Origin of the sequence: Streptomyces formicae, assembly GCF_002556545.1 — a bacterium.
Taxonomy (GTDB): domain Bacteria; phylum Actinomycetota; class Actinomycetes; order Streptomycetales; family Streptomycetaceae; genus Streptomyces; species Streptomyces formicae_A.
Map to the genome: position 1 here is coordinate 6,834,161 of NZ_CP022685.1, position 13,894 is coordinate 6,848,054.

Here is a 13,894-nt window from a genome sequence, read left to right on the forward strand (position 1 = left end):
TGAGTTGCGCGGTCCTGGGTTCCGCGTGCGGTGTCGGTGCTGGCCGGGGCCGCTCACCCCCGTGGAACGGCCCCGGCCGGTCTGGTCAGCTCCGCTGTGCGGCGGAGCCGTTGAGCTGGGTGAGCGGCAGGTCGGCCAGGCCCAACTGGGCGGCCTTGTCGAGCAGTTCGTCCAGCCGCCCGGACTGTTCGCCGCCGCTCTTCATGAGCTTCATCAGGAGGGCGGAGACGGTGAGGTTCTGCACGTCGGACGGGGAGACGGAGCCGAGCACCCTGGTCAGGTCGTCGGTGAAGCTCGCGCTGCCGTCCAGCCACGGTCCCGCCAGGGCCTGCGCCGTCTCGGAGTTCTGGACGAATCCGTCGACGCTCTTGCCGAGCGCGATCGACGACATCAGCCGGTCGAAGAAGACGGACTCGCCGCCGACGATGCTGATGTCGGCGTTCTCCAGACCCGTGGCGAGTACGGTGGCCTGCGCCTCGGCGACCTGGCGCTGCACCTCGATGCCGGCGAGACGGACGTCCTTCTCCGCCTCCAGGCGGAGCCGGTACTCCTCGTGCGTGCGGGACGCCTCGTCCAGCGCCGCCATCGCGGCCGCCTTCTCGGTCAGGCCCGCGGCCTCGGCCTTCAGCTTCGCCTCCACGCCCTCGGCCTCGGCGCGCATCCGGGCCTCGGTGGCCTCGGCCTCGGCGCGGCCCGCCTTCTCGATGGCCCCGGCCTCCTTCTCGCGGACCTGCACGGCGGCAAGGCCCTCGGCGGCCCGTTCGGCCTGCACGGCCTCCGCGAGGCGGAGCTTGGCCCGCGCGTCCAGGTCGGAGGCCTTCAACCGGGCCTCGGCCAGGGTGATTTCCTCCGCGGCACGGTGCGTGGCGGCCTGCTCGGCGGCCTCCGCCGCCTTGATGCTCTTGACCAGGCCCTCCTGCGCCTGCGCCTCGGCGGCGATGACGACGGCCTGCCGCTCGCGCTCCGCCTCCTCGACGGCGCGCAGCTTCTTGATGGACTCCTCCTGCTCGGCGACCGTGCGGTCCACGGCGACGCGCTCGCGCACGACCTCGGCGATCTCCCGCTTCTCCGCCTCGACCTCCTTCTCGGCGGCGATGCGGGTCAGCTCCGTCTCGCGGTCCCTGGCGATGACTTCGAGGAGCCGGTCCTTCTCGATGCGCTCGTTCTCGATGGCGATGACCCGCTCGCGGTTCTTCTGCGCGACGGCGACCTCGCGGGCCTGGTTCTCGCGCTGCACTCCGAGCTTCTCCTCGGTGGCGAGGAACGCGCCCTGCGCCCGCAGCCGCTCCTCCTCCATCACCCGCGCCGTCTCGGCCTCCTCGCGCGCCCGCACGGTGTCGACCTCGCGCTTCTGCTTGATCTCGGCATCCGCCTGGCGGCGCTCGAGCTCCAGGATCGCCTCGCGCGCGTCGACGTTCTGCCGGGTGATCTCCTTCTCCTCGTTCCGCGTGTACTCGTTGGTGCGCACGTGCTCGACGGCCGTCAGCTCGGTGATCTTCCGGATGCCCTGGGCGTCCAGGATGTTGGCGGGGTCGAGCTGGTTGAGCGGCGTCTGCTCCAGGTGGTCGATCGCCGCGTCCTCCAGGCTGTAGCCGTTCAGATCGGTGCCGATGACCTGGATGATGCGGTCCCGCAGTTCGTCGCGCTTGGTGTAGAGGTCGGCGAAGTCCATCTGCTTGCCGACGGTCTTGAGCGCCTCGGAGAACTTGGCGTTGAACAGCTCCTGCAACGTGTTCTGGTCGCTGGCGCGGGCCGTACCGATGGCCTGCGCGACCCGGATCACGTCCTCGACGGTCTTGTTGACGCGTACGAAGAAGGAGATGCGGATGTCGGCCCGGATGTTGTCCCGGCAGATCAGGCCGTCCCTGCCGGTCCGCATGATGTCGATGGTCTTCACCGAGATGTCCATGACCTCGGCCTTGTGCAGCACCGGCAGCACGACCTGCCCGGTGAAGGTCACATCGACCTTCCGCATCTTCGAGACGATCAACGCCTTGCCCTGCTCCACCTTGCGGAAGAGACGGGTGAGGACGAGCAGCAGAGCGACGACGACGATCAGGACAGCGGCGACGGACACGCCGATGCCCAGGGTGATGGCATCCATGGTGAAGTCCTCGGGATTCCTGGGGCGATGGGCCCGGTGAGCGGGTGCAGCGGGTGGAGTGGGGGAGCGCGCGCGGGGCGGCCGCGGAACGCGGCGTCGGGGTGCCGGGGCTCTTGGATACGAGAGGGTCAGCCGTGGTCGGCGCGCGGGTGGCCCGGGTCGAGTGACGCGGCGTAGGGCGCGACCCAGAAGAACTCTCCGGCGTCGTCGTACGCGTACAACAGCGCGCTGCTGCCCGCCGTCAGCGCGCTCTCGCGCGCCCGCGGTTCCTGCCTGACCTGGACGACGGCGACGGCACCGTCCCTGGCCGCGACCTCCGCCTGACCGAAGCCCGCGTCCACCCGCCCCGTGCGGATGGTGCAGACCGACCCGATGAAGTCCTGCCGGGAAGGGCCGGGTTCGTCGGGGAAGAGCTTGGCGAGGGGGCGTACGAGGCCGCGCGCGCCCTGCCAGGCGAACAGCAAGGAGACGAGCAGCAGGACGACGTCGGCCGCGGCGTGCGCGAGCCCGGTCAGCCCTGCCCTGCCGATGAGTACGGAGCCGGTGAGGGCGCTGAACCAGCCCGCCAGGACCGCGAGCGAGACCGCCACGGTGACCGGCACTCCGCCGAGTCCCGCCGGATGGAGGTCCACATCGGCGTCGAAACCGTCGGCTTCGGCCCCGCCGACCATGACGAGCAGCCAGAAGACGAGGACCACCACCAGGGCGGAGGTGAAGGCGAACGCCGGAAACCCCGTGGCGGCGTCGAAGAACTCCCGCACTTGTCCGCCCCCTTCGCGCTTCCGCAGCTCCGGCCCCGATGCCGGATTCCGCTTCCGCAACCCGGCACCGAGGCCAGGCCCCCGTTTCTGCCGCGCCCATCATGACCCGACGGCGCGCCACGGTTCATTGCCGGATTCCGGCAATCTTTACGCGTTCTTGATGCCGGACGTGCGGGGGCGGGGGCGCCGCCGTCAAGACGTTCGCGGCGCCTCGGTGAGCAACTCAGCGGTCGTCTCCGGGGCCCTCCGCACCCCCGTGCCCTCCACGCCTTCCACGCCCTCCGTGTCGAATGCCTGGGCGACCCCGACGGCCTGGGGCGATTACCTCCGGGTAAGCGCGGGCACTGCCGCCGGGACTGCGAAGAACCCTTCGTGCGCCGCGTGAGGGAGCGGCATCATGGTGCGGATCTAGTGAGGGGTGGAAGATATGCGGGGCAGAGCGAGTGTGGAGCGGATGGCATGAGGTTGACGGTTTTCTGGGAGCGGATGGCGGCTCACTTCGGAGCGGGGTACGCCGATTCCTTCGCGCGTGATCATGTGATGGCGGAGCTCGGTGGACGTACGGTTCATGAGGCGCTGGACGCGGGCTGGGAGGCCAAGGACGTCTGGCGCGCGGTCTGCACGGCGATGGACGTACCGGCCGAAAAGCGCTGACTCCGGGGCGGCCCCACGCGCGCGTGGGCGGGTGCCGACCGACAGGGGTGGCGACCGAATGCCTCCGGAGTGGGCGAGACTGGCACCGTGGCACCCACAGACGAGACCGTGCAGGTCACCCAGGACACCGCTTCACTCGGCACCACGCCGCCCACGCAGCCCCCCACCGGGGCCGACGCGGGCCGAGGCGCCCGCATGCCGCGCTGGCTGCCCCGGGCCATGGTGCTCGCCCTCGCGCTCATCGCCTGTTTCCAGCTGGGCAGTTGGGCCTTCCACCAGCTGACCGGCCTGTTGATCAACGTATTGATCGCGTTCTTCCTGGCGCTCGCGGTCGAACCCGCGGTGAGCTGGATGGCCGCGCGCGGCCTTCGCAGGGGCTTCGCCACCTTCCTCGTCTTCCTGAGCGTCGTGATCGCGAGCGCGGGCTTCATCACGTTGATGGGATCCATGCTGGCGGGCCAGATCGTCGACATGGTCGAGGACTTCCCCGACTACCTCGACAAGGTCATCAGCTGGATCAACCAGACCTTCCACACGGACCTCTCCCGCGTCGAGGTCCAGGACAGCCTGGTCCACTCCGACTGGCTGCAGAAGTACGTGCAGAACAGCGCCAGCGGCGTCCTGGACGTGTCCGCGCAGGTCCTCGGCGGCCTCTTCCAGCTCCTGACGATCCTGCTCTTCTCGTTCTACTTCGCCGCCGACGGGCCCCGCCTGCGCCGCGCCCTGTGCTCGGTGCTGCCGCCCGCCAGGCAGGCCGAGGTCCTGCGGGCCTGGGAGATCGCCGTCGACAAGACCGGCGGCTATCTGTACTCGCGCGGCCTGATGGCCCTGATCTCCGGGATCGCGCACTACATCCTGCTCCAGGCACTGGGCGTGCCCTACGCGCCCGTGCTCGCCGTCTGGGTCGGCCTGGTGTCCCAGTTCATCCCGACCATCGGCACGTACCTCGCGGGCGCCCTGCCGATGCTGATCGCCTTCACGGTCGACCCCTGGTACGCGCTCTGGGTGCTGGTCTTCGTCGTGGTCTACCAGCAGTTCGAGAACTACATGCTGCAGCCCAAGCTCACCGCCAAGAGCGTGGACATCCACCCGGCGGTCGCCTTCGGATCGGTCATCGCGGGCACCGCGCTGCTCGGCGCGGTCGGGGCGCTCATCGCCATCCCGGCCGTCGCGACGCTACAGGCGTTCCTCGGGGCGTACGTGAAGCGGTACGACGTCACGGACGACCCCCGGGTCCACGGGCACCGGCGCCGGGGCGGAGCGCCCCTCGTCGCGCGCGTGCGGCGCGCACTGCGCGGGCCGAACCACCCCGCGGCCCCGGCGGAGTCCGAGACCGGGCAGGACGGCCCGGACGGTCGTCAGTAGGAGCCCTTGGGCGCGGTGGTGCGCGTCAGGGCCCTGTCCGCCGCCTTGAGGATGGCGCCGAAGGTGCGCGTGATGACCGGCCGCGCGAGGCGCCGCGTGAGGAACGGGCCGAGCAGCGGGACGGGGATCTCGGCGCGAGTGGTCCAGCACACCCGGGTGCCCCCGTCGACCTCGGTGAACGTCATGCGGCCCAGTTCGTGCCGCGACGGGGGCAGGCTGCGCTCCACGACGTACTCCGTGGCATACGGCGGGTCGTACCGCGTGATGCGCTCCTTGAACCAGCCGATCAGCCAGAGGTGATCGCGCACGGCGCCCACTCCGTAGGGCGCGCCTTCGCCGCGCCGGGCCAGGCGGCAGCGCAGGACGAGGGGCGAGCTCGTGTAGTGGGTGGTCGTGGTGAGCCAGCTGAACACCTCCTCGATCGGGGCGGCGATGACGCGTTCCACCGTCATGGTTTCCATGTCCTGCGACCTCCTCTGTCGAGCGGGAGCACCGCTTCGGTGCGGTGCAGCTTGTCCGGGTTGCGCACTCCGTAGAGGCCGGTGATCCGCCCGTCGTGGATCTCGAACGCGACCAGCCAGTCGAGTTCGCCGTCGGTGACGAATCGCGCCGCGGGCATGCCGTTGTACGTGGCGGGTTCGACGGCGGTCGCCGCAGTGGTGGTCCGGATCACGCCGAGGACGAACCGCGCGACATCGTCGCGGCCGGTGATCGGGCGGCGTGCGGCGACGACCTTCCCGCCGCCGTCGGAGATCTGCACGACGTCGGGCGCCAGCAGGTCCATCAGCGACTGGATCTCACCGGTCGCCGCCGCGCGCAGGAACCGCTGGACGATCTCTCGTCCGGCATCGGAGTCGGGTTCGAAACGGCGCCGCCGCGCGTGGACGTGCCGACGGGCACGGTGGGCGATCTGCCGTACGGAGACCTCGTTCCTGCCGACCGAAGCGGCGATCTCGCCGTGGGTGTAGCCGAAGACGTCGTGCAGCACGAACACCGCGCGCTCGGTCGGGTTCAGGGTCTCCAGGACGAGCATCATGGCCATCGACACCGACTCGGCGAGGATCGCGTCCTCGCTCACCTCCGGCGCGGTACGGATCGGCTCGGGCAGCCACGCGCCGACGTACTCCTCGCGCCGTGCCCGGACCGCGCGCAGGTGGTTGAGCGACTGCCGGGTCACCACACGCACCAGGTACGCGCGCGCGTGCTCCACGCTCTCCCGGTCCACCGCGCTCCACCGCAGGTAGCTCTCCTGCAACACGTCCTCGGCGTCGGCGGCGCTGCCCAACATCTCGTACGCGATGGTGAACAGCAGCGGACGGTGCTCGTTGAAGGCGTCCTCGGCGGAGGCGTTCTCGTTGAAGGCGTCCTCAGCCATGGCTCGGACCTCCCGCTCCCACGCGCGCGTGTCGGCGTCTCGGCATCACACCCGGCTCCTCTCCTCGGCCGCCCATCGAGACACCGCGGACCGGAGAACCGTGACAGTGGACCGCTGTGATTCAGTTCACAGTGCGGATCAGGGAGGGTCTTTGCGCCAGACGAAGACCTCGGTGCTCGGCCGGCGCTCGGAGAAGCGGCCCGAAGGGGATGCCTCCGTCAGCAGTCGGCGCAGGTCCGCCTCGAAGACGTCACGGCGCGCGCCGAACAGGTGCGGGGTGGAGAACGACAGCGAGAACACCGACGAGACGACGTCGTCGACGGAGCGTTCGAGCGCCTGCCCCGCGGGCACGACGAGGCGCCGGGGGCCGTGGAGGCCCGCCCCGGCGAACACCGCGGTCTCACCGCTCGGCGTCCCGTGCGGGAGCACGCCACGACCGGCCCGCCGGACGGGACCCAGATACCGCCGCACCAGTTCCCCGATCGCCTCCTGGGGCACCGCCGGATGCGGAAGGCCCACTACGGAGAGGTCCTCCGTCTTCAGGTCCGAGATGTGCACCAGTGCTCCACCGGGCCGGAGCATGTCCCTGACCGTCGCCGCCACCAGGTCGCGGTCCATCCAGTGGAAGGACTGCGCGAAGGTCGCGACGGTGAACGTGCCGAGCCCCGCGGGCAGCTCCTCGGCGCGGATCCGCACCCAGCGCGTCCTGTCGGTCACGCCGGCCGTCGCGGCGTCGCGCGCGGCCTCGGTGAGCATCCCGCTGTCCGGGTCCACGCCGACGACCTCGGTGAACGAGTGCGCGAGGGGCAGCGCGACGGTGCCGGGACCGCATCCCACGTCGAGCAGGCGTCCCCGGCCGTCGAGCGCCAGTGCCTCGGTGAGGGCGTCGGCCAGGCCGGGCGCGTAGGGGAGTCGCCCGCGCCGGTAGTGGGCGGCCGCACCCGAGAAGAGGCTCTCGTCCCACTCCCAGTCGGTGTCCATGACTGTTCACCATCCTTCGTGCGTCGTGTGTGCTTGGTGTGCTTCATGAGGGTGCCGACTCGCCGCACGATGCGCTTGACACTAAAATCGAACATCCATTCTCATGGGTTGTCCGGCGGCGATTTTCCGGGGGTGAGCGGGGGGAACCCTGGCAGGCTCCGGAGGATTTCGGTGAGGGATTGCCTCGAGTTATCCACAGGCTGGACGGGCGTCGGGGCGGATTGTCAGTGGCAGGCGTTAGCGTCTTTGACGTGAAGCGATCGACTCAAGCAAATCGGGTGGAACCCATGGCAGGAACCGACCGCGAGAAGGCGCTCGACGCCGCGCTCGCACAGATTGAACGGCAATTCGGCAAGGGCGCAGTGATGCGCATGGGCGAGCGGCCGAACGACCCCATCGAGGTCATCCCCACCGGGTCGACCGCGCTCGACGTCGCGCTCGGCGTCGGCGGCATCCCCCGCGGCCGTGTGGTGGAGGTGTACGGACCGGAGTCCTCCGGTAAGACGACCCTCACGCTGCACGCCGTGGCCAACGCCCAGCGCGCCGGTGGCGCGGTCGCCTTCGTGGACGCGGAGCACGCCCTCGACCCCGAGTACGCGAAGAAGCTCGGCGTCGACATCGACAACCTCATCCTGTCCCAGCCGGACAACGGCGAGCAGGCGCTCGAGATCGTCGACATGCTGGTCCGCTCCGGCGCCCTCGACCTGATCGTCATCGACTCCGTCGCCGCCCTGGTGCCGCGCGCGGAGATCGAGGGCGAGATGGGCGACTCGCACGTGGGTCTCCAGGCCCGTCTGATGAGCCAGGCGCTCCGGAAGATCACCAGCGCGCTCAACCAGTCCAAGACCACCGCGATCTTCATCAACCAGCTCCGCGAGAAGATCGGCGTGATGTTCGGCTCGCCGGAGACCACGACCGGTGGCCGCGCGCTGAAGTTCTACGCTTCGGTGCGGCTCGACATCCGGCGCATCGAGACCCTCAAGGACGGCACGGACGCGGTCGGCAACCGCACCCGCGTCAAGGTCGTCAAGAACAAGGTCGCGCCGCCCTTCAAGCAGGCCGAGTTCGACATCCTCTACGGCCAGGGCATCAGCCGCGAGGGCGGCCTGATCGACATGGGCGTGGAGCACGGCTTCGTCCGCAAGGCCGGCGCCTGGTACACGTACGAGGGCGACCAGCTCGGTCAGGGCAAGGAGAACTCGCGCAACTTCCTGAAGGACAACCCCGACCTCGCCAACGAGATCGAGAAGAAGATCAAGGAGAAGCTGGGCGTCGGTGTGAAGCCGGAAGCCGCGGCTGCCGAGCCGGGCGCGGACGCGGCGGGCACGGCAGCGGCCGATGACGCCGCCAAGACGGTGCCCGCACCGGCGGCCAAGGCCACCAAGTCCAAGACCGCGGCGGCCAAGAGCTAGTCCGTGACGCGACGAACCGACTGGGCGGACCACACCGCCTCCGAAAGCCGCCCCGGCACCGCGGGGCGGGGCCACGGGGGCGGTGTGGATCAGGGTGACCACGGCCAGGGCGGCGGCTTCGGAGAGGACGGCTTCGCGGAAGGCGGCTTCGGGGAAGACGGCTTCGGGGACGGCGGAGGTCGCGGACGCGGCCGACGGCGTCGACGGCGCGGCGGTTTCGACGGCCACCAGGACAGCGGCTCCCCTTCCTCGTCGAGGGCCGAGAAGGGGGAGCCGCCTACGGGGGATCCGGCTGAGCGGGCGAAGGGCATCTGCCTGAGACTGCTCACCGGAAACCCTCGTACGCGCAAGCAGTTGGCGGACGCGCTGCGCAAGCGGGAGATCCCCGATGAGGTGGCTGAGGAGGTGCTCTCCCGCTTTGAAGAGGTCGGTCTGATCAACGACAGCGCCTTCGCGGAGGCCTGGGTGGAGTCCCGGCACCACGGCCGGGGTCTGGCCCGGCGGGCACTCGCGCGGGAGCTGCGCACCAAGGGCGTGGACTCCACGCTGATCGACGAGGCCGTGGGGCAGCTCGACTCCGAGCAGGAGGAGGAGACCGCGCGCGAGCTGGTCGCCCGCAAGCTCCGCTCCACGCGGGGCCTCGACCGCGACAAGCGACTGCGCCGCCTCGCGGGCATGCTCGCCCGCAAGGGCTACCCGGAGGGCATGGCACTCCGCGTGGTCCGCCAGGCCCTGGAAGAAGAGGGCGAGGAAACCGAGGACTTGGGATACGAGGCGTTCTGACCGGGCCGCTCCCACGGGGGTGGGGCGGCCCGCGACGAGCCCCGTATCCCAACACGCCCTCTCCGCAGGGGGGTTAACCCCCCTGCGGAGACGCCGGGTCACCGCAGTGCACAGACACCTGTGCACAGACGACTGTGTACGCATGGCACAGGAACCCGGCACCACTGATGCGGCGAAGTCCGGCGCCCCGGCGTCGGGCCCCGTTCCCGAAGAGCTGAGCGACCTCCGCGTACTCAAGGCGCTGGCGCAGCCGCGCAGGCAGCGGATGTTGCAGCACCTCACCGTGCACGGTCCCGCCACCTCCGCGACGCTCGCCAGGGCGCTCGGTCTCAACACCGGGGCCACCAGCTACCACCTGCGCGAACTCGCCCGCTACGGCTTCGTCGAGGAGACGAGTGCCGCTGATTCCGGGCGAGGGCGTCGCGAGCGCTGGTGGCGGGCCGTCCCCGGTGACCGGCGCTTCCCGCCGCGCAGTCGGCAGAGCCCCGAAGTGCGGCTCGTCATGGACGAGCTCGACCAGCTCTCGTACGCCGCCGACCTCGAACTCTTCGCACAGCTGCGGCAGGAGAGCGGCGCCGCGCTCGGCGAGTGGGCCGACGCGTTCCCCTCCTCGCGCGGCACGATCCGGCTGACCCTCCCCGAACTCCACGCGTTCTTCGAGGAGTACATCGCGCTGCTCAACCGCTACAAGCGGTCCGACGCCGACACGCCTGCCGATGCCCGCACCGTGCTCACCCGGCTCCTGGCCTTCCCCGCGCCGACGGCTCCCGCGCCATCGAACGACGCGCCCTCCCGCGACAACCGAAAAGAGACCGAGACCTCATGATGCTGCGCTACGCACTGCAGACCGTCAGGGACCGCAAGGGCGGATTCCTCGGCTCGTTCCTCGCGTTGATGTGCGCCGCCGCCCTCATCACGGCCTGCGGCACCCTCCTGGAGACCGGGCTGCGCGGCACCATCAAGACCGAGCGCTACGCCGCCGCACCCGTGATCGTCTCCGCTGACCAGAACGTCCACCAGACCACGGTCAAGCACAAGAAGGGCAAGACCAAGGTCAAGCACAAGGCGAAACCGATCGCCGAACGGGCCTGGCTGCCACGGGACATCGAGAACCGGCTGAAGGCGGCGCCGGGCGTCGGCGCGGTCGTGCCCGAACTCACCTTCCTCGCCCAGCCGTTGACACCCGCCGCCGAGGGCGACACCGAGCGGCCCTCGTACGGGCACGCCTGGGAGTCCGCCGCGCTGACCCCCTTCCGTCTCGTCGAAGGCAAGGCGCCGCGCACGGCCCACGACCTCGTCATCGACCGGGGGCTCGCCGACCGCGCGGGGCTGAGGCCGGGCGACCGCCTCACCGTCCAGTCGACGCGGAGCCCGCGCGCCTACCGCGTCACCGGGATCGCCGCGCCCGAGCAGGGCGCCCTGGCCCACCAGACCTCGCTCTTCTTCTCCTCGGCGGAGGCCGAGCGGCTCGCGGCGCACCCCGGCAAGGTCACGGCCTTCGGCGTCGCCCCGGCGGACGGCACCGACACCGACGCGCTCAAGCAGGCCGTCGAGCACGCCGTCGACGGTACGACGGCGCAGGTCAGCACGGGTGCGGGCCGTGGTCCCGTCGAGTTCCTCGACGCGGCGGGCGCCCGGATCAAGCTCGTCAGCATGGGCGGCGCCATGGGCGGCACGTCCCTGCTCGTCGCCATTCTCGTGGTCGTCGGTACCTTCGCCCTCTCCGTCCAGCAGCGCCACCGCGAACTGTCCCTGCTGCGCGCCATCGCCGCCACGCCGCAGCAGATCCGCAGGCTGCTCGGCCGCGAGGCCCTGCTCGTCGGCGGCGTCGCCGGTGTCGTCGGGGCGCTGGCCGGTATCCCGCTCGGCGGCTGGCTGCACGGCCGGTTCGTGGAGATGGGCGCCGTCCCCGCCACGCTGGAACGCGCCGTCAGCGTCTTCCCGCCCTTCGCCGCCATCGCCGCGACCCTGCTCGGCGCCTGGGCCGCCGCCCGCATCGCGGGGCGCCGCATCGTCCGGATCCGCCCGGCCGAAGCGCTCGCCGAGGCGCGGGTCGAACGCGCCCGCCCGGTCTGGGGCCGCGTCATCGCCGGCCTCGTCCTGCTGGCCGGTGGCATCGTCCTGGTCGCCGTGCTGAGCATCCTGCGCACCGAGGCCGCGTCGACTCCCGTCACCTTCCTGGCCGTGGTGGTCTTCGCCTGCGCCATCGCCCTGCTCGGGCCGTTCGTCGTCCGGGCCGCCGCCTTCCTGTTGCGCGGCCCGCTCCGGATGACGGGGCCCGGCGGCAAGCTCGCCCACGCCAACCTGCGCGGCAACGCGGGCCGGATGGCCGCCGTCGTCACCCCGCTCGCCCTGCTCACCGGCATGACCTGCACCGTGCTCTTCGTCCAGCCCACCCTCGGCGACGCCGCCCGGGCCCAGGCCCGCGACGGCGTCCACGCCGACTGGGCACTCGCCGCGCAGGGCCCGGGCATCCCGGCCGAGGCCGCGCGGAAACTGCGTACGACCGAAGGCGTCGATGCCGCCACCGAGGTCGTCCGCACCACCGTGCGCGTCGGGCTCGACAAGTACCCGGCGCAGGGCGTCACTCCCGAAGGACTCACCCGGACCTGGGACCCCGATGTCACCGAGGGATCCCTGAAGGGCTTCGGCACGGGCGGTGTCGCCGTGAGCGAACTCGCCGCCGACCGGCTCGGGCTGAAGCCGGGCAGCACGCTCGAGCTCACTCTCGGAGACGGCACGAAGACCGAGCTCACGGTGCGCGCCGTCTACGCACGCGGGCTCGGGTTCGGGGACCTGACCATGGCGCACGACCTGGTCGCCCGCCACGTGGACAACCCGCTCGCCGCCACGGTCCTCGTCAAGAGCGACCGTACGCGGGAACAACTCGCGGCCGACGTCCAGAAGTTCCCGGGCGTGCGGGTCCTCGCCCCGGCCGCCGTCGACGACCTCCAGGCGGCGCAACAGCAGCAGAACGCCGAGGTGAACTACCTCGCCATGGGCCTGGTCCTGGCCTTCACCGCCATCGCCGTCGTCAACACCCTCGCGATGTCGGTCTCCGAACGCGTCCGCGAGTTCGCGATGCTGCGCCTCGCGGGTGCCACACGCCGCCAGGTCCTGCGGATGCTGCGCACCGAGGCGCTGTCGGTCCTGCTCATCGGCACGGCGCTCGGCAGCGGCGTGGCACTCGCCGTCCTGACCGCCTTCAGCGTCGGCATGACGGGCAGCGCGGCACCGTCGATCACTCCGCTGGTGTACGTCTCCGTGGTCGCCGTTGCGGGTCTGCTCGCCCTGGCCGCGACGGCGCTGCCCGGCCGGGCAGCGTTGAAGCCGCTCCCCGTCACGGTGGCAACTGCCAAGGAGTAGGGGGCAGTACGCAATGGTGGGTGCCCCTTACCGAAGTGGAGGGGACCGAAGTGGAGGGGCACCCACCAACGCGATCAGGCCGTGACCGGAAGCCCGGCCGCCCGCCACGCCTGGAAGCCACCGACCAGATCGGTGGCGTTCGCGAGCCCCAACTGCCGCAAGGAGGCGGCCGCGAGGCTCGACGCGTATCCCTCGTTGCAGATCACGACGACCCGCAGATCGTGCCCGGTGGCCTCCGGCGCGCGGTGGCTGCCCTGCGGGTCGAGGCGCCACTCCAGCTCGTTGCGCTCGACGACCAGCGCCCCGGGAATCAGCCCGTCCCGGTCGCGCAGCGCGGCGTACCTGATGTCGACAAGGAGCCCACCGGCCTCGGCGGAGTCGTACGCCTCGTGGGGTGTGACCCGGTCCAGGTCGGCACGGACGCGCTCCAGCAACTCGTCGATGCCCAGGGGGCCCTGGGAGCCCTGGGGGATCACGGGGCCTATGGGGCGCTCGCTCACTGCCAGTCCTCCGGACGCTCCACGGACTCCAGGCGGAGCACCTCGCCGGTGCGGCTGTAGCGGCGGATCCGTGGCAGCGGCGGGTAGTAGGCGTGCACTGAGACGGCGTGCTCGGTCGTGGACTCGTTCAGTACCTCGTGCACATGGTTGCGGCCGAAGGCGCGGCCCTGGCCCGCCGTCAACTCCCGCTCCCTGTCCACCCCTTCGGAGAGTTCCAGGGTCTTCCAGCCGTCCGTGGGCAGCCGTGCGGCGAGTGAGTTCTCCTTGAGCGTGCCCGCCGCGGTGAGGAAGGCGCCGACCGACTCGGCGTGGTCGTGCCAGCCGGTGCCGGTGCCCGGCGGCCAGCCGATCAGCCAGGCCTCGCTGCCCCCGGGCCCCTGGAGGCGCACCCAGGTGCGGCCCTCCGGGTCGAGCGGCAGCGAGGCGATCAGCTCGGGATCGGCAGCGGTGCGGCGGACGAAGTCGAGGAGCTCGGCGGAGGTGGGCGACGTGGCGGAAGCGCGGGAGCCGGAAGTCGTGGAAACGGGTGCGGAAGGTGACACGGTGACCGTCCTGGAAGTTCGCGGAAGCACGCGCGGACGGGTCAGCAGACC

At 71.1% G+C, this 13,894-nt stretch carries 13 protein-coding genes; 6 read left to right on the top strand and 7 right to left on the bottom strand.

The genetic code is table 11. The features are described from left to right. Positions 1-85 precede the first annotated feature (85 nt). Both KY5_RS29980 and KY5_RS29985 read right to left on the bottom strand, forming a co-directional pair. A complete protein-coding gene (locus KY5_RS29980) occupies positions 86-2,104 on the bottom strand; it encodes an SPFH domain-containing protein (protein ID WP_098245140.1) in 2,019 nt (672 codons plus the stop codon). Between the two features lie 128 nt (positions 2,105-2,232). Continuing rightward, entirely contained in the window at positions 2,233-2,865 is a 633-nt protein-coding gene (locus tag KY5_RS29985) for a hypothetical protein (protein ID WP_098245141.1), read from the bottom strand. Between the two features lie 459 nt (positions 2,866-3,324). Here KY5_RS29985 and KY5_RS29990 point away from each other — a divergent pair, with 459 nt between their 5' ends. Beyond that, positions 3,325-3,519, top strand: coding sequence for a DUF3046 domain-containing protein (locus KY5_RS29990; RefSeq protein WP_098245142.1), 195 nt, complete (start codon positions 3,325-3,327; stop codon positions 3,517-3,519). Between the two features lie 87 nt (positions 3,520-3,606). Beyond that, positions 3,607-4,884 (top strand): AI-2E family transporter, encoded by a 1,278-nt coding sequence (locus KY5_RS29995; RefSeq protein WP_098247549.1) that lies wholly within the window; start codon positions 3,607-3,609, stop codon positions 4,882-4,884. Here the strand turns inward: KY5_RS29995 and KY5_RS30000 are convergent. The 3 genes from KY5_RS30000 to KY5_RS30010 all read right to left on the bottom strand — a co-directional run bounded on the left by KY5_RS30000 (position 4,878) and on the right by KY5_RS30010 (position 7,240). Further along, the gene (locus KY5_RS30000) at positions 4,878-5,345 is read right to left on the bottom strand and encodes an SRPBCC family protein (protein WP_098245143.1); all 468 of its coding nucleotides are present in this window, start codon (positions 5,343-5,345) and stop codon (positions 4,878-4,880) included. The genes KY5_RS29995 and KY5_RS30000 overlap by 7 nt on opposite strands. After that, complete coding sequence (locus tag KY5_RS30005; RefSeq protein ID WP_098245144.1) at positions 5,333-6,259, bottom strand: RNA polymerase sigma-70 factor; 927 nt, start codon at positions 6,257-6,259, stop codon at positions 5,333-5,335. Before KY5_RS30005 ends, KY5_RS30000 begins: the two co-directional genes overlap by 13 nt. A 138-nt stretch (positions 6,260-6,397) precedes the next feature. Further along, a complete protein-coding gene (locus KY5_RS30010) occupies positions 6,398-7,240 on the bottom strand; it encodes a class I SAM-dependent methyltransferase (protein ID WP_098245145.1) in 843 nt (280 codons plus the stop codon). A gap of 287 nt (positions 7,241-7,527) precedes the next feature. Between KY5_RS30010 and recA the strand changes: the two genes are divergently transcribed. From recA to KY5_RS30030, 4 genes are all read left to right on the top strand, one after another. After that, positions 7,528-8,652, top strand: a complete 1,125-nt coding sequence (gene recA / locus KY5_RS30015; protein ID WP_098245146.1) for a recombinase RecA — start codon at positions 7,528-7,530, stop codon at positions 8,650-8,652. 3 nt (positions 8,653-8,655) lie between these two features. Further along, complete coding sequence (recX, locus tag KY5_RS30020; RefSeq protein ID WP_098245147.1) at positions 8,656-9,435, top strand: recombination regulator RecX; 780 nt, start codon at positions 8,656-8,658, stop codon at positions 9,433-9,435. A 142-nt stretch (positions 9,436-9,577) separates the two neighbouring features. After that, positions 9,578-10,261 carry an ArsR/SmtB family transcription factor gene (locus tag KY5_RS30025; protein ID WP_098245148.1) on the top strand — a complete coding sequence of 228 codons (684 nt, stop codon included), beginning with the start codon at positions 9,578-9,580 and terminating at the stop codon, positions 10,259-10,261. Beyond that, positions 10,258-12,801 (top strand): FtsX-like permease family protein, encoded by a 2,544-nt coding sequence (locus KY5_RS30030; protein WP_098245149.1) that lies wholly within the window; start codon positions 10,258-10,260, stop codon positions 12,799-12,801. Before KY5_RS30025 ends, KY5_RS30030 begins: the two co-directional genes overlap by 4 nt. A gap of 74 nt (positions 12,802-12,875) precedes the next feature. Here KY5_RS30030 and KY5_RS30035 read toward each other — a convergent pair whose 3' ends face one another. Continuing rightward, on the bottom strand, positions 12,876-13,301 hold the full coding sequence (locus KY5_RS30035) for a rhodanese-like domain-containing protein (RefSeq protein ID WP_234362914.1): 426 nt from the start codon (positions 13,299-13,301) through the stop codon (positions 12,876-12,878). Further along, complete coding sequence (locus KY5_RS30040; protein ID WP_199843297.1) at positions 13,298-13,843, bottom strand: cysteine dioxygenase; 546 nt, start codon at positions 13,841-13,843, stop codon at positions 13,298-13,300. Before KY5_RS30040 ends, KY5_RS30035 begins: the two co-directional genes overlap by 4 nt. Positions 13,844-13,894: the final 51 nt, after the last annotated feature.

Coding starts and splice junctions, on each gene's coding strand:
- KY5_RS30025 (WP_098245148.1), top strand. CDS start 9,578: ATGGCACAGGAACCCGGCACCACTGATGCGGCGAAGTCCGGCGCCCCG.
- KY5_RS30010 (WP_098245145.1), bottom strand. CDS start 7,240: ATGGACACCGACTGGGAGTGGGACGAGAGCCTCTTCTCGGGTGCGGCC.
- KY5_RS29980 (WP_098245140.1), bottom strand. CDS start 2,104: ATGGATGCCATCACCCTGGGCATCGGCGTGTCCGTCGCCGCTGTCCTG.
- recA (WP_098245146.1), top strand. CDS start 7,528: ATGGCAGGAACCGACCGCGAGAAGGCGCTCGACGCCGCGCTCGCACAG.
- KY5_RS30005 (WP_098245144.1), bottom strand. CDS start 6,259: ATGGCTGAGGACGCCTTCAACGAGAACGCCTCCGCCGAGGACGCCTTC.
- KY5_RS30030 (WP_098245149.1), top strand. CDS start 10,258: ATGATGCTGCGCTACGCACTGCAGACCGTCAGGGACCGCAAGGGCGGA.
- KY5_RS29990 (WP_098245142.1), top strand. CDS start 3,325: ATGAGGTTGACGGTTTTCTGGGAGCGGATGGCGGCTCACTTCGGAGCG.
- KY5_RS30000 (WP_098245143.1), bottom strand. CDS start 5,345: ATGGAAACCATGACGGTGGAACGCGTCATCGCCGCCCCGATCGAGGAG.